This window comes from Opitutus sp. sgz309028 (assembly GCF_059821195.1).
In genome coordinates, this window is record NZ_JCAMRR010000004.1 from 1 (window position 1) to 19067 (window position 19067).

At 64.7% G+C, this 19067-nt stretch carries 17 protein-coding genes, 1 other RNA gene and 3 pseudogenes; 13 read left to right on the forward strand and 8 right to left on the reverse strand.

Annotated features, from left to right (window positions below; all coding sequences use genetic code 11):
- Positions 1–110: pseudogene (locus tag AC6RV7_RS15400) on the reverse strand (transposase); the annotation flags it as partial.
- On the opposite strand from AC6RV7_RS15400, the pseudogene AC6RV7_RS15405 reads away from it, so the two are divergent.
- The 3 genes and pseudogenes from AC6RV7_RS15405 to AC6RV7_RS15415 form a co-directional block, all read left to right on the forward strand.
- Positions 111–392: pseudogene (locus AC6RV7_RS15405) on the forward strand (DEAD/DEAH box helicase family protein); the annotation flags it as partial.
- A gap of 22 nt (positions 393–414) precedes the next feature.
- A pseudogene (locus tag AC6RV7_RS15410) lies at positions 415–510 on the forward strand (TIR domain-containing protein); the annotation flags it as partial.
- A 113-nt stretch (positions 511–623) separates the two neighbouring features.
- Complete coding sequence (locus AC6RV7_RS15415; RefSeq protein WP_500094916.1) at positions 624–1028, forward strand: hypothetical protein; 405 nt, start codon at positions 624–626, stop codon at positions 1026–1028.
- 230 nt (positions 1029–1258) lie between these two features.
- Here AC6RV7_RS15415 and ssrA read toward each other — a convergent pair.
- Positions 1259–1613: a transfer-messenger RNA gene (gene ssrA / locus AC6RV7_RS15420) on the reverse strand.
- Positions 1614–1812: 199 nt separating this feature from the next.
- Between ssrA and AC6RV7_RS15425 the strand changes: the two genes are divergently transcribed.
- From AC6RV7_RS15425 to AC6RV7_RS15450, 6 genes are all read left to right on the forward strand, one after another.
- Positions 1813–2145 (forward strand): PadR family transcriptional regulator, encoded by a 333-nt coding sequence (locus AC6RV7_RS15425; RefSeq protein WP_500094917.1) that lies wholly within the window; start codon positions 1813–1815, stop codon positions 2143–2145.
- A 19-nt stretch (positions 2146–2164) separates the two neighbouring features.
- Positions 2165–3334, forward strand: a complete 1170-nt coding sequence (locus AC6RV7_RS15430) for a PspC domain-containing protein (protein ID WP_500094918.1) — start codon at positions 2165–2167, stop codon at positions 3332–3334.
- Between the two features lie 74 nt (positions 3335–3408).
- Complete coding sequence (locus tag AC6RV7_RS15435; protein WP_500094919.1) at positions 3409–4623, forward strand: efflux RND transporter periplasmic adaptor subunit; 1215 nt, start codon at positions 3409–3411, stop codon at positions 4621–4623.
- Positions 4624–4669: 46 nt separating this feature from the next.
- Positions 4670–5368 carry an ABC transporter ATP-binding protein gene (locus AC6RV7_RS15440; RefSeq protein WP_500094920.1) on the forward strand — a complete coding sequence of 233 codons (699 nt, stop codon included), beginning with the start codon at positions 4670–4672 and terminating at the stop codon, positions 5366–5368.
- Between the two features lie 96 nt (positions 5369–5464).
- Complete coding sequence (locus AC6RV7_RS15445; protein WP_500094921.1) at positions 5465–6616, forward strand: ABC transporter permease; 1152 nt, start codon at positions 5465–5467, stop codon at positions 6614–6616.
- Positions 6617–6618: 2 nt separating this feature from the next.
- Entirely contained in the window at positions 6619–7818 is a 1200-nt protein-coding gene (locus tag AC6RV7_RS15450; protein ID WP_500094922.1) for an ABC transporter permease, read from the forward strand.
- 240 nt (positions 7819–8058) lie between these two features.
- On the opposite strand, the gene AC6RV7_RS15455 is transcribed toward AC6RV7_RS15450, so the two are convergent.
- The 3 genes from AC6RV7_RS15455 to AC6RV7_RS15465 form a co-directional block, all read right to left on the reverse strand.
- Complete coding sequence (locus AC6RV7_RS15455; RefSeq protein ID WP_500094923.1) at positions 8059–9591, reverse strand: aldehyde dehydrogenase family protein; 1533 nt, start codon at positions 9589–9591, stop codon at positions 8059–8061.
- Between the two features lie 356 nt (positions 9592–9947).
- Positions 9948–10439, reverse strand: a complete 492-nt coding sequence (locus tag AC6RV7_RS15460; protein WP_500094924.1) for a TlpA family protein disulfide reductase — start codon at positions 10437–10439, stop codon at positions 9948–9950.
- 64 nt (positions 10440–10503) lie between these two features.
- Positions 10504–10857, reverse strand: coding sequence for an energy transducer TonB (locus AC6RV7_RS15465; protein WP_500094925.1), 354 nt, complete (start codon positions 10855–10857; stop codon positions 10504–10506).
- Positions 10858–11015: 158 nt separating this feature from the next.
- Here AC6RV7_RS15465 and AC6RV7_RS15470 point away from each other — a divergent pair, with 158 nt between their 5' ends.
- The 4 genes from AC6RV7_RS15470 (at position 11016) to AC6RV7_RS15485 (ending at position 15737) form a co-directional block, all read left to right on the forward strand.
- Positions 11016–13364 carry a Tex family protein gene (locus AC6RV7_RS15470; protein WP_500094926.1) on the forward strand — a complete coding sequence of 783 codons (2349 nt, stop codon included), beginning with the start codon at positions 11016–11018 and terminating at the stop codon, positions 13362–13364.
- Positions 13365–13446: 82 nt separating this feature from the next.
- The gene (locus tag AC6RV7_RS15475) at positions 13447–13770 is read left to right on the forward strand and encodes a hypothetical protein (protein WP_500094927.1); all 324 of its coding nucleotides are present in this window, start codon (positions 13447–13449) and stop codon (positions 13768–13770) included.
- Positions 13771–13785: 15 nt separating this feature from the next.
- Complete coding sequence (gene cax / locus AC6RV7_RS15480; protein WP_500094928.1) at positions 13786–14901, forward strand: calcium/proton exchanger; 1116 nt, start codon at positions 13786–13788, stop codon at positions 14899–14901.
- A gap of 134 nt (positions 14902–15035) precedes the next feature.
- Positions 15036–15737: a choice-of-anchor K domain-containing protein gene (locus AC6RV7_RS15485; RefSeq protein WP_500094929.1), complete on the forward strand. Its 702-nt coding sequence runs from the start codon at positions 15036–15038 to the stop codon at positions 15735–15737.
- Positions 15738–15896: 159 nt separating this feature from the next.
- Here the strand turns inward: AC6RV7_RS15485 and AC6RV7_RS15490 are convergent, their stop codons facing one another.
- From AC6RV7_RS15490 to AC6RV7_RS15500, 3 genes are all read right to left on the reverse strand, one after another.
- The gene (locus AC6RV7_RS15490) at positions 15897–16655 is read right to left on the reverse strand and encodes a TerC family protein (protein ID WP_500094931.1); all 759 of its coding nucleotides are present in this window, start codon (positions 16653–16655) and stop codon (positions 15897–15899) included.
- A gap of 83 nt (positions 16656–16738) precedes the next feature.
- The gene (locus AC6RV7_RS15495) at positions 16739–17701 is read right to left on the reverse strand and encodes an AEC family transporter (RefSeq protein WP_500094933.1); all 963 of its coding nucleotides are present in this window, start codon (positions 17699–17701) and stop codon (positions 16739–16741) included.
- A gap of 55 nt (positions 17702–17756) precedes the next feature.
- Positions 17757–19019, reverse strand: a complete 1263-nt coding sequence (locus AC6RV7_RS15500) for a BaiN/RdsA family NAD(P)/FAD-dependent oxidoreductase (protein ID WP_500095653.1) — start codon at positions 19017–19019, stop codon at positions 17757–17759.
- Positions 19020–19067: the final 48 nt, after the last annotated feature.

Sequence of the window (19067 nt, forward strand, 5' to 3'; positions counted from 1 at the left end):
TTGGTCGTGTAGATCACTTTTCGGACCTCGGCCGGATACGCAAAGAACGGGATGACTTGCTCCCAGTTTCGTTGCCAGGACGGCACGATGGCCGGGTATTTTTTCGCCCACGGTTCACCAACCGCACGGTCAAAAAGAACTACGAGATTTACCTTTGCCTCTACCAAGCGGTCACTGGCACCGAGGAATGGAAACAGATCTACCGCCAGTTTCCGGCCGATTTCTTCGACCTGGTTGTCATTGATGAGTGTCACAGGGGTAGTGCGACCGAGGACTCTGCGTGGCGCGAGATTCTCGATTACTTCAACGCCGCTACCCATCTCGGCCTTACCGCAACGCCACGTGAAAAGAAACCCGAAGAAGGCGAGAAATACGTCAAGGATCCGGAGTTTAATCTGAAGTATTTCGGCAACGTTCGATGTCTTCATTTCGCACGCCAGCGAGGACAAGGACGCCTTTGTCAGGCCGCTTGCGGCTGAGCTGACAAGGTTAGGGCTTCGCGTCTGGTATCCACCGCGCAGGCATGTTTTGAGGATTTTCGAATTCGTGCCGGAATCGGGCATCCAGTCCCGGAGGTCGGGAAGGAAGAAATCTTCAGCGAGATTCAGTTCCTTCATGCCGCAATGCTCTCGGTAATTGAGGACGCAGCAAAGCTCTCACCAGGGGATCGACTGCCTTTGCGCCTGATCGTAGCCCTCTTGGAATACGGTCGCGGACAACACCCCGAAGACCCTAAAATGCGCTTCCCCCAGATCGCCCCGAACATCCACCACACATTGCGCGAGTATCTCACGGAAGCATTTCGAACTCAGCTCAACGTCACGGTGCCCGATATGCTTGAGAACGTTTGGAGCGGGGACGTGCGTGTCTATTGCCGCTCGTCATGGGAAAACCTCCAACAAGAGAACCGAAGCGGACCACGATTCGCTCTTGGTTTGCTCTGGGATACGGTCCGCTCGTGGTTTCAAATGCGCCGAGTCAAAGTCGTCACCGGCAAGGAACTGGTGGACGAAATGCTGAGGCAATAGCATGAAGGCCCGCCCTCCTGTTTGGATAATGGTGCGAGAGCCGGCGTCAGCTCTCGGCGACGCCACGATGCGCCCCTGCCATGGGGCCTAACGGGAGATCCGAAGCGGACGATGTATTTCGCGCGTGTAAGCCCCTAGTTGGCACAACGCGGAGTAAGCCCCTAGCTGTCAATTTGTGCCAAGTCAGGGCTACCCGGACAGTCCCGCTTCGCTGGCTTGCACTCGGGAAATGGTGGAGGTGAGGGGAGTTGAACCCCTGTGCCCCTGACCTTCGCACACCGCGTCTACCGTGTTTAGTGCAACTTTAAATTCGCCGAAACCAAGCCATCGCACGCGCTAAGGCTTCAGCTATTCCCCGGATGAAGATACGGCGCGCGGTCCGCGGACCGCTCCGCGCGCTATGCCTGCTGTCGACGTCGGTCACGGCTAGCAGGTGTCGCCGGACCAACGTAGCAGCCTAATTAGGCCGCCATGGGCATTTCTTCGTAGTTGCCTCTTATTGGTTTCGAAGGGGATTAACGAGAGACCTCGACTCTCGACAGGCAGCGGCGCACTCCAACCAAGGGTAGAATCCGGAACACCCCCGAAATTTTTTAGCGACCGCGCCATACCGCGCCGTCGCTCGATCGGGTCGATCGCGCATCCGAGTGCAAGCCAGTCAAAGAACGGACCGGGCACCATGCGGCCCTCGGCGAAAAACTCAAGCCGCGTCGCAGGGCATTTCAGCGCTTGACGCCTTTTACCGCAACGCTACCTTTATTTAACAAGGTAGCTTGCCTCTTCGATGAGCATCGACGAAAAATTCTCCGCGATCCGCAAAGGCCTGCTCGAGTTTCTCGTGCTCAAGATCATCGCCGCGGAAAAGGTTTACGCGGCCGACATCCTGAAGCAGCTCGCCGAAACCGAGTTCGCGACCCAAGAGGGCACCCTCTACCCTTTGCTCAGCAAGATGCGCCGCGAGGGCCTGCTGGATTACGAGTGGAAGGAATCCGAGGCCGGTCCGCCGCGAAAATATTACGAGCTCACCGCCAAAGGCCGCGACCAGCTGCGCGAAACCGCCGCGTATTGGCAGAAGATCAACAGCACCGTGAAAGGCCTCGGCCCGCGTTCCGTCTGAATTTCAGCCCCGCACCCCGATGAACAAAGTCGTCACGATTCACCTCAACGGCACCGCCTACCAGCTCGAAGAAGCGGGCTATGAAGCGTTGCACGCCTACCTCGAAACAGCCGCCCGCCACCTCGCCGCCAATCCCGACCGCGACGAGATCATCGCCGACATCGAACAGGCCATTGGCGAGAAATGCCGCGCGCGCCTGAGCGGCCATCGCACCGTCGTGCTCACGAAAGACATCGAAGCGATCATCGCCGAGATGGGTCCCGTCCACGACACGTCTCCCGCCGACGCCGGCCCGGCAAACGCCAGCGCCACCACCGGCGCGACGTCCGACGCTCCGCCGCCGGGGACCGAAGCCACTGCGGGCGTGAAGCGACTCTACCGCATCTACGACGGCGCCATGATCAGCGGCGTTTGCAACGGCATCGCCGCTTACTTCAGCGTCGACCCCACGCTCGTCCGCGCCGGCTTCGTCGTCGTGGCGGTGCTCTCGCTCTTCGTTTCCTTTGTTCCATTCTTTGCGGTCGTCCTCGCCTACCTCGCACTCGTCCTCCTCATCCCGGCCGCCAAGACCGACTCCGAGAAAGCCGCCGCGCACGGCATTCCCGCCACGGCGCAGGAATTCATCCGTCGCGCGCAGGAAGGTTACTACAACGCGACGAAAAACTTCCGCGACAAACACGTCCGCCGTGAATGGCAGCGGACGTTTCGCCGCGAGATGCGCCAATGGCGCCGGCAATTTCGTTTCACCTCACCGGTCACTACCGGCGCCGTGTCCGCGCCCGCGCCGGGCTTCTGGCTGGCAGTCGGCTTCTTCGGACTGCTCCTGTTTGCGCTCACGGTGGCCTGGCTGGTCGCCACGCTCTCGCTGCTCGTGAAGGGCAACCTCCTCGGATTCGCGTTGCCGGAGGGCATGCCGGTCTGGGTCGCCGTGCTCCTCCTGTGCGTTCTTTTCCAATGCCTGGCGTGGCCGCTGCGCGTGTCGCGTCACGCCTTGCACGCGCAAGCCGGACTTCCGTGCGGCAGCCGGCCCGGCGGACCGATCGAGATGCTGACCGGACTGCTGTTCCTCGGTTTCGGCGTGTGGCTGCTCGACCGTTATGTCCCCGGCGTCCACGAGTTTCTCGTGCAGGTGCCACCGACGCTCGAACGATTCACCGACAACGTGCAGGCATGGTGGGCGCGACGCTGACGGTTCGTCTATTGTCGCGCCCAGCTTTGGATTGAGCCGGCCCCGCAGACGCGGTTTCATGTGAGCCTCTGCCTATGAGCGCCGACCGCCCCTCGCTCGAAGGCTTGCGCATCGATCGCGCGCAAGCGACCTCCCGCCGCGTCTCCGGCAAATGGATCGTCCTGCTGATCGCGCTGGCGCTCGCCGCCGCCGCGGCGTGGTGGTGGTTCGCACGCCCCCAGCCCGTGCCCGTGCGCACCGCCGCCGCCCGCGAGATCGCCGCCGGCGACACCACCACCCTGCTCAACGCCTCCGGCTACGTCACCGCCCGCCGGCTCGCCACCGTTTCCTCCAAAATCACCGGCAAGATCGTCGAGGTGCTCGTCGAGGAGGGCACGCGCGTCGACGCCGGCCAGATTCTCGCGCGTCTCGACGCTTCGAATACGGAGGCCAGTCTGCGGCTCGCCGAAGCGCAACTCGCCGCCACGCGCACCGCGCTCGCCGAGAACGACGCCAACCTCTCCCTCGCCGAAATCGATCTCCGCCGCCAGACGGAACTCGCGGGCAACAAGATCATCAGCATCGCCGATCTCGATCGCGCCGAGTCGACTGCCCGTGCGCTCCGCGGCCGCCGCGAACGGCTCCTCGCCGAAGTCGCCGTCGCGGAACGCCAGGTCGATGTCTGGAAACAGCAGCTCGACGACACGGTCATCCGCGCGCCCTTCACCGGCGTCGTCACCTCGAAAAACGCCCAGCCCGGCGAGATGATTTCACCGATGTCCTCCGGCGGCTACACGCGCACCGGCGTCTGCACGCTCGTCGACATGAGTTCGCTCGAAATCGAGATCGATGTGAACGAGAGCTACATCAACCGCGTCGAGCCCGGGCAACCGGTCGTCGCGACGCTCGACTCCTATCCGGATTGGAAAATTCCCGCCCGGGTCATCGCGATCATCCCGACCGCCGACCGGCAGAAAGCGACCGTTCGCGTCCGCGTCGGTTTCGACCAACTCGATCCGCGCATCCTGCCCGACATGGGCGTGAAGGTCGCGTTTCAAAGCACCGGCACGGCATCGTCCACGACCGCGCGCACGGTCTCGGTTCCGCGTGCGGCCGTTCGCCTCGCCGACGGTCACGACATCGTCTTCGTCGTCCACGACGGCCGCGCCGAACGCCGCGCCGTCACCGTCGCCGCGCGCAATGCCGACGAGGTCATCGTTTCGGCCGGCTTGTCCGCCGGCGAGCGCATCGTGGTCCAGGGACCGGCCGATCTCGTCGACCGCACGCCTATCACCGACACCATGAAATAGTCCTGTCGCTCGCGGCGAACCGCCGCACCCCACCCCCTCGCCTCCCATGCCCAGCGATTCGTCACCCCTCATTCACATCGCCAACGTCGAGAAACTTTACCGGCGTGGCTCCGAGGACATCCACGTCCTTGCCGGACTCGACCTCACCGTTCACCGCGGCGAATTCCTCGCGCTCATGGGGCCGTCGGGCTCCGGCAAATCGACGCTGCTCAATCTCATCGGCGGTCTCGATCGCCCGTCGAAGGGCTCCGTCCGCGTCGGCGAGGACGACATCGACGCGCTCTCCGATCGGAAGCTCGCCGCCTGGCGCGCGCGTCATGTCGGATTCGTTTTCCAGTTCTACAACCTGATCCCCGTGATGACCGCCGAGCGCAACGTCGAGCTGCCGCTCCTGCTCACGCACCTGTCGAAAGCCGACCGCCGCGCGCACGTCGGCACCGCGCTCGGCGTCGTCGGCCTCTCCCACCGCGCCGCCCACTACCCGCGCCAGCTTTCCGGCGGCGAACAGCAGCGCGTCGGGATCGCGCGCGCGATCGTCACCGATCCGACGCTGTTGTTGTGCGACGAACCCACCGGCGACCTCGATCGCAAGTCCGGCGACGAGATCCTTGCGCTTCTCCAGGCTCTCAACCGCGAGCACGGGAAAACCATTCTCATGGTCACCCACGATCCGCACGCGTCCGCGCGCGCGAGCCGCACCGTTTATCTCAACAAGGGTCAGCTCTCGACCACCAAACCGGAGTAACGCCACGCGTTCTTCCCGCCGCAAACCGGGAGCCCCCGACCCACCCTCGGCCTTTCGCGTTTTCGTGTGCTTCGCGGTTCAGCCCCGAATCCTTCGATGAAATTCTTTCCCCTCATCTGGCGAAACCTCACGCGGAAAAAGCTCCGCACTTCGCTCACGCTGCTGACGATCATGGTGGCGTTCGTGCTCTTCGGCATCCTTTGCGCGGTGCGCGAAGCGCTTGTCGGCGGCGTCGCGCTCGCCGGCGCCGACCGGCTCATCGTCCGCCACAAGGTATCCATTATTCAAATGCTCCCGGAGAGCTACCAGGCGCGCATCGCGCGGATCCCGGGCGTTGCCGCCGTCACGCACCAGACGTGGTTCGGCGGCACGTATCAGGATCCGAAGAACTTCTTCATGCAGAACCCCGTGGAGCCGGAGGCTTTCATGGCGATGTTTCCCGAGTTCATCCTGCCGCCCGAGCAGATGAAGACATGGCTCGCCACCCGCACCGGCGCGATCGTGGGCCGCAAGACCGCAGAGCGCTTTCATTGGAAGATCGGCGACAAGATCCCGATCATGTCGCCCATCTGGCTGCGCAAAACGTGGGAATTCGATCTCGTCGGCATCTACGACGGCGCGAAGAAGGGCACCGACACGACTTCGATGTTTTTTCGCTACGACTATTTCGACGAAAGCCGGCAGGCGCAGAACTGGGGCGCCGGCCAGGTGGGCTGGTATACGATCCGCGTGAAGGATCCCGCCCAGGCCGCCGAGGTCGCGAAGCTCGTTGATCGGGAATTCGAAAACTCGCCCTACGAAACGAAGACGGAACCCGAAGGCGCGTTCGCCCAAGGCTTCGCCAACCAGATCGGCAACATCACGGCGATCGTTTCCGGGATCCTCGCCGCCGTGTTCTTCACCATCCTGCTCGTGACCGGCAGCACGATGTCGCAGGCGATCCGCGACCGCATCGGCGAACTGGGCGTGCTGAAGGCGATCGGTTTCACGAACGGCCGGCTGCTGTCGCTCGTCCTCGCCGAGTCCTGCCTCCTCACCGTGCTCGGCGGCGGGCTCGGCCTCGCGCTCGCCGCGCTCGTCACCGCCGGCGGCGATCCCACCGGCGGCATGCTGCCGATGTTCCGGCTCCCCGGCAGCGACGTGCTCGTCGGGATCTTCATCAGTCTCGCGCTCGGGCTCGTGACCGGCGCGTTGCCTGCACTTCAAGCGATGCGTCTCCGCGTCGCGGACGCGGTTCGGAGGATTTGACCATGGCCGGCCCCCTCAACTGGTTCTCGCAAATCGCCGCCGTCACCAAATTCGGGTTGATGAGCATCCCGCAACGTCGCGGCTCCGTCGCGGCCACGATCTTCGGTGTCGCCGGCGTGGTCCTCGTGTTCGTCGGCGTGCTCTCGATCGCGACGGGGTTTCGCCGCGCCATGACCGCATCCGGTTCGCCCGATGCCGTGATTATCCTGCGCAGCGGCGCCGACACCGAGATGGTGAGCGGATTCAGCCGCGAGGAAACGCGCGTCATCGCCGATGCGCCGGGACTTGCCCGCGACGCGCGCGGCCCGCTCGCGTCGGCCGAGCTCTTCGTGATCGTGAATCTCCCGAAGCGTTCGACCGGCACCGACGCGAACGTCCCGCTGCGCGGCGTCGAGGGCGCCGCGATTTCCGTCCGCGACGATCTCAAGATCACGGCCGGCCGCATGTTCGAATGGGGCAAGAACGAAGTCATCGTCGGCGTCGGCGCCGCACGCGCCTTCGACGGGCTCGAGGTCGGCGGCAGCGTCAAGGTTGGCAGCGCCCACTGGCCCGTCGTCGGCGTGTTCACCGCCAACGGCGGCGTCGCCGAGTCGGAGATCTGGACCGACGCGCGCGTCCTCCAGGATGCGTATCACCGCGGCGATTCGTTCCAGTCCGTCTATGCGCGGCTCGCCTCGCCGAATTCGTATCAGTCGTTCAAGGACGCGCTCACGACCAATCCGCGGCTCAACGTGAAAGTGGAACGCCAGTCCGAGCATTTCGCGGAGCAATCCACCGCGCTCACCACGCTGATCACGACGCTGGGATTTCTCATCGCCACGCTGATGGCGGTCGGTGCGGTCTTCGGTGCGCTGAACACGATGTATAGTGCCGTGGCGTCACGGACGCGCGAGATCGCGACACTCCGCGCGCTCGGCTTCGGCCGCGGCGCCATCCTGGTGGCGATGATGATCGAATCGCTCCTCGTCGCGCTCGTGGGCGGTGCGATCGGTGGCGCGGCGGCGTTTCTGGCGTTCAACAATTTCCACGCCGCGACCATGAACTGGCAGAGCTTCAGTCAGGTGACCTTTGCGTTTGCGGTCACGCCTGCGCTGCTCGGGCAGGGCATCGCGTGGGCCACTGCGATCGGCCTGCTCGGCGGCCTCTTCCCCGCGCTGCAAGCCGCGCGCCTGCCGATCGCCGCGGCATTGCGAGAGACGTGACGACTAGGTCGGAGAGGAAACCACGAAAAACACGAAACACACAAAAATCAATTCAAGGCCAACCCAAGGAACACACGGGCTACATTGAACTCGGACCTTCGGCGCCGACAGATTTTCCGTTACGCGTAGAACCTAGAGGATGGGTTTTGTTCTCTGTGCAATCCGTGCATTCCGTGGTCCCTGCGGGGATTGGATTTCGTGTCCTTCGTGTTTTTCCCGGTTCCTCCGTCTCCGCGCTCCTCAGCCGCCACCCCACGGGCCACCGAGCGCGTCCGCGTTTTGTGGATACTGCCGTGGTTCGTGCTGGACCGTGATCCAATGATCGGTGGTGAACGCATCGACCGCCCAGCGGCCGTTGAATCGTCCGACGCCCGAATTCTTTTCCCCGCCGAACGGGCTGAACGGCAGATCGTTCACCGGCTGGTCGTTGATGTGCGTCATGCCCGCCTGCACGCGTTGCGCGAAGCGCAGCCCGCGCGCCACGTCGCGCGTGAACACCGCGCTCGACAGGCCATATGGCGTGTCGTTCGCCAGTTGCAGCGCGTGCTCCTCGCCGTGCGCGCGAATCACCGGCGCAATCGGGCCGAAGATCTCCTCGCGCGCGAGCGGATGATCGTTGGGCACGTCCGCAAACACATGCGGCGGCAGCACCAAGCCTTCCGGATCGCCGCCGACCCGTTGGGTGAGCCCCGTGTCGCGCGCATGGCGGATTTTTTTCCACAAGCCCGCGAGCTGCGAATGATTGATGATGGGGCCGACGAGCGTTTCGGGATCGTTGGGATCGCCCACTCTCAAGGCCTTCACCCGCGCGACGAACCGTTCGAGAAACGCATCATGCACGGCGTCGTCCACGATGAAGCGGTTCGTGATCATGCAAATCTGTCCCTGATGCAGAAACTTCCCGAACAGCGCCGCGTCGACCGCGCGTTCGAGGTCTGCGTCGTCGAGCACCACGAACGGGCTGTTGCCGCCCAGCTCGAGTTCGACGCGCTTGATCAGCGGCGCCTCCATCGCGAGCCGCCCGATGCGACGGCCGACCGGCGTCGACCCGGTGAACGAAATCACGCGCGGGACGGGATGTTGCACAAAAGCGTCACCGATCTCGCTGCCGGCGCCCACGACGATGCTGACCACACCTTTCGGCAGACCAGCTTCCTCCAGCAGTTTCCCGAACAGTAAGCCGCCCGTGATCGGCGTGTCGCTCGCGGGCTTCACGACCACCGCATTGCCGACCGCGAGCGCCGGAAAGAGTGAGCGTGCCGTCAATTGCAGCGGCCAGTTCCACGGGCTGATCACGCCCACCACGCCGACGGGGCGCCGGTAAACGCGGCTCTCCTTGCCTGGCAAATCCGCCGGCACGATGCGCCCTTCAACGAGGTGCGGCAACGTCGCGGCCTCGAGCGCCACGGCGTGCACCGAGCTCCATTCGAGTGCCGCCTTGATCCGCGTGCTGCCCGCCTCGCGCACGAGCCAGTCCATGATCTCGCCACGCCGCCGCTCCATCACGTGCGCGACCTCGCGCAGCAACGTCGCGCGCTCGCCCGGTGGCCGCGCCGCCCACTCCGGCTGCACCTCCGCAGCCGTGGTGTAGGCGGCGTCGAGGTCGTCCGCATTCGCCTGCGGGATTTGAAGGATCTCGTCGCCCGTATAGGGATTCAAATCGCTCAGCGTCCGCTGGCTGCTCCCGCGTTGCCAAAGCCCGCCAATGAATTGCTGGTCGAGGTGCGTGTAAGGATCGGCCGTGCCGACCTCGGCATGCGTCAAAGTTTGCATCGCACAACCTACGCGCGATTGCGCCGCCTTCCATCGAGCGCCTCGCGACCCCGCGGGTAGTGAAACCGGTTGCGGCGCCCTGGGGTAAACGCCCTGCGGTCAGGGACCTTCAGCGCCGTTAAGATGGGAAATCACGAAATACACGAAAGACACGAAATCCAATCTGTGTCAGGACCACGGATTGCACAGAATGCACAGAGAAGAAAAACCGGCCTTTAGGATCTACGCACTGCGCAAAAGCTGCCGCGCGCGCCGAGACCTGATCTCCGTGTGTTCCGAATCTTTCCGTAGGTAGATCCGGATTCGTTTTCGTGTGTTTCGTGTCTTTCGTGGTTTCCATCCCGGAACGTCGGCGCTCACCACTTGCGCGACGCGTCGTCGACCATCTGTTGCAGCATCTCGAAACGCACTTCGCCGTAATTGAGCGCGTAGCGCTGCTTGCCGTCGCGGAAAACCCACGTCGTCGGCACCCAGCCCACCGGCAGGTCGAGCAAGCGGCTCAACTGCTCGCCTTTGCGGCGCGACGGATTCGGGTGCGTCATCGCGATGAAGTTCGGCTGACCGCCGAGTTTTCCCGCGGCGAGCTTCGGCGCGGGATCGAGCCCGCCGTGCCAGATGTTGAGAAACACGACGGTCACGTTCGAGTTGTCGGCGACAAACTTCGCCCAGCCGTCCGGCCGCATCTCGCGCTGACAATTCGGACACCACGGCGCCCAGAAATGCACCACCGTGACTTGCGGACGCTGCACGAGCTCCCGCACTTCGCGCTCGAACGTTTCCTCGGCCGGCGTGGCCGCCCATGCCACCACTCCGGAAAAAGCCAGCAACAGTGAAACCAAAATCTTCATACGTCCGGAGCATAGGCGTCTTGCGCCTCAGCGCCAGTCCGCCGCTCCGGACGATGACAAGAAATCAGGCGCCGCTCGCGAAACGAATCGGCACCGTGATCTGCACCTTCACGGCCGCGCCATCTTTTTGCGCGGGCTTGAATTTCCATTTCGCCACGGCCGCGAGCGCCGGCTGCTCGAATTCCTCGCGGCTCGATTTCGTGATGCTCTGCTCCACGACCTCGCCGTTTTCGTCGACGACGACCGTCACCATCACGAGACCCGAAATGCCCTCGCGTTCCATGGCCGCCGGATACACCGGAGCGACCGCCTTGATCGGAACCGGCGGGTCGTCGAATTTTGCCGTTCCCGCCAGGAGCGAGGAACCGCTGATCACCAGGAGGCCCACGAGGGCGCGCAAAAGCGTGCGGAGTTGCATAAGGATGGTGCGACCCGGGGGCCGCGCCTCCGCTTACGGCACGTGGCGGCGGCACTTGAGCTGACGGGCGCGCTTATCAAGGCGGCTTCACCACACATTTACTTTCGCTTTCAACTTGCTCGTTTCGTCCACGCGATTGCTATCGGCGATTCTTTCAAATGGCCCTACCCAATCCGGATCACGTCCTGCGCCTGTCGCAGGAATTGAACGTCAAGGTTTTCCAGGTCGCCGCCACGGCGCAGCTCCTCGCCGAGGGCGCCACGGTGCCGTTCATCGCCCGCTACCGCAAGGAAGTCACCGGCGAGCTCGACGAGGTCCAGGTGCTCGCGATCCGCGACCGCCTCGAGCAACTCAACGCCATCGACGAACGCCGCGCCGCGATCGTCGCTTCGCTGAAGGAACGCAACCTTTTGACCCCGGAGCTGGAAAAGGCGCTCGCCGCCGCCGACAGCCTCACCGCGCTCGAGGACATTTACCTGCCCTTCCGCCCGAAAAAGCGCACCCGCGCCACCATCGCGAAGGAAAAAGGCCTGGAGCCGCTCGCCGACCTCATCTTCGCGCAGGATCCGGCGACCGACGCCCGCGCCGCCGCCGAAGCGTATGTCGGTCGTGAATACGTCGCGGACGACGGCAAGAACCAGAAGTCGAAGATCGAGTCTGCCGACGAGGCCCTCGCCGGCGCCCGCGATATCATCGCCGAGCGCATCAGCGACGACAAGGACGCCCGCGCCCGGCTGCGCGCCCGTTATCAGAGCGACGCAATCGTTTCGTCCAAGGTGCTCATCGGCAAGGACGCCGTGCCCGAGGCCGCCAAGTTCAAGGACTACTTCGAGTGGAGCGAGCCGCTCGCCAAGGCTCCCTCGCACCGCATCCTCGCGATGCGCCGCGGCGAGAAGGAATCGTTCCTGATGATGCGCATCACGCTGCCCGACGAAGCGCTCGCCATCGCGGAGATCGCGCCGTTGTTCGTCAAGGCGGCGCCGGGCGCGCAGGCCTCGTCCTGCGCCGCGCAGGTCAATCTCGCCGTCACCGACGCCTGCAAGCGCCTGCTCTGCCCCGCGATGGAAACCGAGATGCGCCTCGATTCCAAAAAGCGCGCCGACGAGGCGGCGATCAAGGTCTTCTCCGACAACGCCCGCGAGCTCCTCCTCGCCCCGCCCCTCGGCCAAAAGGCCGTGATGGCGATCGACCCCGGCTTCCGCACCGGCTGCAAGGTCGTCCTCCTCGACCGCCAGGGAAAGCTGCTCCACAACGACGTCGTTTATCCAGACCGCCACGAGGAGGAAGCGAAGGGCAAGCTCGCCGGCTTCGTGCAGTTCTTCAACGTCGAGGCGATCGCCATCGGCAACGGCACCGCCGGCCGCGAAACGGAAGCCTTCATCCGCAAGCTCGGCCTGCCCACCACGATTCCGATCGTGATGGTCAACGAATCCGGCGCGTCGATCTACTCCGCGAGCGAGGTCGCCCGCGAGGAGTTCCCCGACCACGACCTCACCGTCCGCGGCGCCGTATCCATCGGCCGGAGACTGATGGACCCGCTCGCCGAGCTCGTGAAGCTCGATCCGAAATCCATCGGCGTCGGCCAGTATCAACACGACGTCGACCAGCTCGCGCTCAAGCGCTCGCTCGACGACACCGTCGTTAGCTCCGTCAACGGCGTCGGCGTCGAGCTCAACACCGCCTCGAAGCAATTGCTCAGCTACGTGTCCGGCCTCAACGCCGCCACCGCCGCCGCGATCGTGGCACGTCGCAACGAGAAGGGGCCGTTCAAGTCCCGCGGGGAATTGAAGGACGTGCCGCGGCTCGGTCCGAAGGCCTTCGAGCAGGCGGCCGGCTTTTTGCGCATCCGCGACGCCGCGCACCCGCTCGATGCGAGCGCCGTGCACCCGGAGCGTTATGCGCTGGTGGAAAAAATGGCGTCGGATCTCGGCGCGACCGTTGCCGATCTGATGCGCGACGGAAAACTCCGCGCGAAGATCAAGCTCGAGAACTACGTGACCGCCGACGTCGGCCTGCCGACGCTGAACGACATCATGGCTGAGCTCGCCAAGCCCGGCCGCGACCCGCGCGAGAAGTTCGAGACCTTCGCCTTCGATGCGACCGTGCACGAGCCGAAGGATCTCAAGCCCGGGATGCGTTTGCCCGGCATCGTGACCAACGTCACCGCCTTCGGGGCGTTCGTCGACGTCGGCGTGCATCAGGATGGCCTCGTGCACATTAGCCAGCTCGCCGACACGTTCGTGAAGGATCCGGCGGCGGTCGTGAAACCGCAGCAGAAAGTGATGGTCACCGTCGTGGAGGTCGACCTGCCCCGCAACCGCATTGCGCTGTCGATGCGCAGCAAACCGGAGATCGGGCCCCGTTCTGCAGGTGCACCCGGGGCGGGTGCTCGCACTTCGCCCGGGCCGCGTCCCGGGGCGGGTGGTCGTCCGTCCGCACCGGCGCCCCGCGCGCCGCAGTCGCTCAATGGCGACTGGTTCAGCGCGGCGCTGAACAAGAAGCGCTGACGCTTCTCCTCCGCCGGCGGGCCGGAGAAACGTCCCGCCATTTTCCAGCAAACTCTTTCCGTTTGGGCAGGTCCATCTGCTCATGCAAACGCTTTTGCCGCCCCCGCCCGCCGCCGTGATCGAGCTGCGTGGCGTTAACCTGGATCTGCCGGAAGCGGCGCGAGTCTCCGCCCAGGAGCGGGCCTCCCGCTTGATCGCCGCGTTTCGCGGCATCGCCGCGGTACATGCCGAGGTGGAACGTGTGAAAACTTCGGATACGGAGGGGCCCTTCGTGGCCAAGGGGCAGATCGACGTCGACGGCTCCGCCCTGCTGGCGAGCGTCACGAGCGACGATCCCAGCCGCGCCCTGGAGTTCCTGCTGGCGAAATTCGAGCAGCTCCTGCGGCGCCGCCGCGCCCGGGCTTAGGCTGCGGAGGATGCCGTGACCGCTGCGGCTGCGCTCCGCTCACGGCTGCGGCCGTCGTTGAACTGGCTCGCGGTGTTCGTTCCCGCGGCATTCGCGTTGCGTTATGTTCCGGGATGGCGGCATGAGACGGCGCTCTTTGTGGTCGCAGGCATCGGACTGATTCCGGTGGCCGGCTGGATGGGCGAAGCCACCGAGCAGCTCGCGCACCGGCTGGGCGAAGGCATCGGCGGCCTGCTCAATGCCTCGTTCGGCAACGCCGCGGAGCTGATCATCGCGCTGATGGCCCTCCGCGCCGGGCATCTGGAAGTCGTGAAGGCTTCGATCACCGGATCGATCATCGGCAATCTTCTGCTCGTGCTCGGCGCGGCGATCCTCGCGGGCGGACTTCGCCACCGGCACCAAGCCTTCAACAAGGCGGGCGTGCGGGCCAGCTGCACGGCCTTGCTGATCGCCGCGGCGGCGCTGGTCATTCCCAGCGTGTTTCACTACACGGCCGCGCGTCAGCCCGGAGGTTGGACGCCCGCCGCGGAACAGACGCTCTCGCTGGTGATCGCGTTGATTCTCCTCGCGAGCTATGGCGCGATGCTGGCCTTCACCTTGATCACGCACCGCGAGCTGTTTTCGGGTGGCGCCGGGGCCGCGGCGGCAAAAGCGGAGGCGGAGTGGTCGGGCCGCAAAGCGGTCATCGTCCTGGTCGGCGCGACGGCGCTGGTCGCGTGGCTCTCCGAGTTTCTGGTCGGCGCGGTCGAGGCGGCCCGCACGTCGCTCGGCGTCACGGAAACGTTCATCGGCGTGATCGTGGTGGCGATCGTCGGCAACGCCGCCGAGCACTCCACCGCGATCACGATGGCGATGAAAAACAAAATGGATCTCGCGTTCGGCATCGCAGTGGGATCGAGCCTGCAGATCGCGCTGTTCGTGGCACCGGTGCTCGTGTTCTCGAGTTACCTTTTCGCCGAACGCTTGAATTTGGAATTTACCATCCCGGAGATTGTGGCGGTGTTGTTTGCCGCTTTCCTGGCGGCGCAAATCTCCGGCGACGGCGAAAGCAACTGGCTGGAGGGCGTGCAGTTACTGGCGCTGTATGCCATCCTTACCGTCCTATTCTACTTCCTGCCCATGGCAGGTTGACCCGGGTGCCGGTCGGGGAAAGTGCGGACCCCCCAGTCAGCGTACAAGTTGCGATCCGTTCGTTGGCAGCGGTGTCGTACGGTGCGACAATCCAACCATCGCGCGCGGCGTCCAGCAGCCGTGTCCTTCGACCAATGAAAACATCCCTTAAACTCCTCCTCACCCTCCCTGCGCTCGGACTCGCCGCCGCGCTGCCGTCGGCGAATGCCCAACTCGCCCTCAGCGGCTCCGCCTACGGGACGTTCCTGGACCCTGGCGTGGCTCACACGACGGTGACGAACGGCTCCGATTTCTCGTCGTTCGCCTCCGGCCTCGCCTATCGTCCCAGCGCTCCCTACAACGACACGCAAACCTCGCTCTCGTTTGACGGCAATAGCTTCAGCGGGCTGGGGAATGGTGACCGGATCGATTTGGGGCTGCTCAACATCACCAACGGTCGCACGCTCGTCGGCACCACCGCGCACGATGCGTCGATGGACATCTTCCTCAATCTCGACGGCCAGGCCTCTCCCTTCAAGCTGGGCACGCTGCTGTTCACCATCGACAGCACCGTCAATCAGGGCGGCCTGATCCCGGACCAGTTCCTCGTCGACGCGACGACGGCCAACAGTCTGAACTTCGGCGGCCGCAACGTGACGTTCGACGTCGGCTTCACCAATCCGGCTTTCGGCACGGGCATCTCGATCGGCGAAGGCACGTGGGCGGAAACCGGCCTGTTCGCGACCATTCATTTCACGCCGGTTCCCGAGGCCTCGACGTATGCTCTGTGGGGTGCCGCGTTGCTTCTCGGCGTGGTGGCCGTTCGCCGTTTTCGGCGCCCGGCGGTTGCCGCTTGAGCGCTGACGCGAGGGCCTGAAACCGTCTTCACCATTCCGCCCAAACTCGAAGAATCCGGATGCGATCACCGCTGATCGTCACCTGAAATTCCGAGCGTCGTTCGGAATGAACCCCAAAAAGCAGGTCTCACGACCTGCTTTTTTTGTGCACTCCTCGCGTCACCGTTTTTCCCCTACATAGGGCTGGTGCAGCTCGACCGGCTTGCTCGCGCCGGTGACCTTGCGGAGGCGCAGGTTCAGCATTTCCACCCCAAACGCGAAGGCCATCGCGAAGTAGATGTAGCCCTTGTTGATGTGCTGGTGCGTGCCTTCGGCGACGAGGGTGACGCCGATCAGCAAGAGGAACGACAACGCCAGCATCTTCAGCGTCGGGTGCCGGTTGACGAAGTCGCTGATGGCGCCCGCGTATTTCAGCATCACCAGCATGGAGATCACGACGGCCGCGATCATCACGGCGAGTTCGTTGGCCATGCCCACGGCCGTGATCACCGAGTCGAGGGAAAACACGATGTCGAGCAGCAGGATCTGCACGATGATCTTCGAGAACTTCGGCACGACTTTTGCCTCGGCGCGCCCCTCCTCGCCTTCGAGTTTCTCGTGGATCTCCCTCACGCTTTTCACGATCAGGAAAAGGCCGCCGCCGAGGAGAATCAGATCGCGACCGGAGGCGGCGAAACCGGCGATCGTGAACAGCGGCGCCGTCAGCTTGATCATCCACGCGAGCGAGCAGAGGAGCAGAATGCGCGTGATCAGCGCGAGGCTGAGGCCGATCTGCCGCGCCTTGGGCTGCTGCTCGCGCGGCAGCTTGCCTGCCAGAATCGAGATGAAGATCACGTTGTCGATCCCGAGCACGATCTCGAGACCGGTGAGCGTCAGCAGGGAGATCCAGATCTGCGGATCGGAAAGGGCTTCGAGCATGCCGCCCGAAAAAGCGCAAGCGGACCGCAGGCGTCAATGCGACCCGGCGTGGAAACGGCCGCACCGTTTCGACGCGCCTGCCGCTACACGCCCACCCAAGCCAGCCCCGCCCGCAACCACAAGGGCGTCGCGACCACCGCCAGCGCCGTCGTTCCAAGCACGACCTGCACGGCCACCAGCGGGCGGCCGCCGAAGTGTTGCGCAATGATGATCGGGATCACCGCGCACGGCATCGCCCCCTGCACCACGATCACGCGTTTCAGCTCCACGGAACACGGCAGCCACCGCGCGAGCGCGAGAAACGCCAGTGGCAGCAGCCCCAGCCGCAGCAGCATGGACCCGAGCGACACCTTGGGCTCGAACAATGCCTGCGGCTCGCCAAGGTGATTCGCAAGATTCACGCCGGTCATCAGCAGGCCGAGCGGAATTGCACAACCGCCGAGCGCGCGCACTAGGTCCATCAACCAGCCCGGCAATTGGGGCCCGAACCCCAGCAGGTTCACCGCCACCGAAACGACCAGCGCGATCACGATCGGACTCAACAAGCGCCGCCAGCTCTCCCGCAAAGACAGTCCGCTCAAGACCAGCACGCCCACCGTCCAAACCGCCGCCTCGACGCCGATGTTATGCACGAGCAGCACGCCGCGGCTTTCGGGTCCGAACATCGCCGCCATGATCGGCAGCGGCAGGTAACCGTAATTCGCCAGACCCGCCGACAACGCGAACGTCCGCCGGCCCGAGCCCACGCCGAGTCCGAGCAACTTCCCGAAATAGAATGCCGCGCCGATCGTGAGCACGCTGGTGCCGAAACCCACCAGCGGCGGCAGGAGCAGGTTGCCCGCCCCGCGCAAGGCCTCGTTGCCCACCACCGAATCGAAAATCAGGCACGGCATGCAAAGATTGATGACGAGCCGGATCATGCTCGCCTCCGCCGCGCCTTCGACCCAGTGCACGCGACGCAGCACCACGCCGATCGCGATCAACACGAAGACAGGAAAGATCAACAGCAGGAGCTGGAGATAGGAGAGCACCGGTCGAGCAGGCACGAGCTGCCCGCGAACACGCAAAACAAAATCGCCGCGTGGCGCCCCGGTCGCACCGTCAGTCCGTCTCCGCCCCCGCCATCGCCTGCCCTGCCAGCCAACCGGTCGTCCAGGCCGCCTGAAAATTGAAACCGCCCGTGACGCCGTCGATGTCCAGCACTTCGCCCGCAAAGTGCAGGCCCGGACAAATCCGGCTCTCCATCGTCCGGAAATCCACCTCGCTCAGGCGCACGCCGCCGCACGTCACGAACTCGTCCTTGAACAAGCTTTTGCCCACCACCTGAAACTCCGCCGCGGTCACGTCGCCGGCGAGCTTCGCCAGCGCGGCGTTGCCCACCTGCGCCCACGGCGTGGCCGCCGCGATTCCGCTCGCCGTCACCAATCGCTCCCACAACCGCTGCGGCATCGGCAGCGGACTCCAAGTGGTGATCTGCTTCTTGGGGTTTTTCGCGCGCACCTCGCCGAGCTCCCGCACGAGCGATTCGCGCGTCTGCGTCGCCGTCCAGTTCACCACGAGCGGAAACTCGTAATTAACGCTGGCCAGCTCTCGCGCGCCCCACGCCGAGAGCTTCAGGATCGCCGGACCGCTCAGGCCCCAGTGCGTGATCAGCAAGGGGCCGCCGTCCTTCAACTTCGTGCCGCGCACCGCGACGGACGCATTCTCGACCGACACGCCTGAGAGGCCTTCCAACCGCCGATCGTCGATGTGGAAAGTGAAGAGCGACGGCACCGGCGGCTCGATCGTGTGCCCGAGTTTCTGCGCGATCGCCGGGCCCGCGGAGGCCTTGTTGCCGCCGGTCGCGATCAGGAGTTTTTCGCAGCGCAGTTCCGTCCCGTCCGTCAGCGTAATCCAAAAAGCACTACCCGCCGCCTCCCCGCCGCCCGGACGCGCCTCCGCGGTGCGCACGCCGAGGCTCGTCACCACCCGCACCCCGGCCCGCTCCGCCGCCTGCTGCAGGCAATTCACGATCGTAGCCGAATCGTCGGTCGTCGGAAACATCCGGCCGTCGTCTTCCGTTTTCAGCTCCACGCCGCGGTCGGCGAACCACGCGATGGTGTCGCGCGGCTGGAACCGGTGAAACGCGCCCAGCAGTTCGCGACCGCCGCGGGGATAACGTTTCACGAGCTCCCGCGGTTCGAAACACGCATGGGTGACGTTGCACCGCCCTCCACCGGAGACCCGCACCTTCGCGAGCGGATGCGCGGTCGCCTCGTAGAGCGTCACGGTCCCGCGTCCGCCGAGCTTCTCCGCGCAGGCGATCGCCGCGAAAAAGCCGGCCGCTCCGCCACCGACAATCACCACGCGTTTCGTTTCGCCCATGCCCGCGGACATGGCGACGCCGACGCCTTCCGTCCATTCCGAAAACCG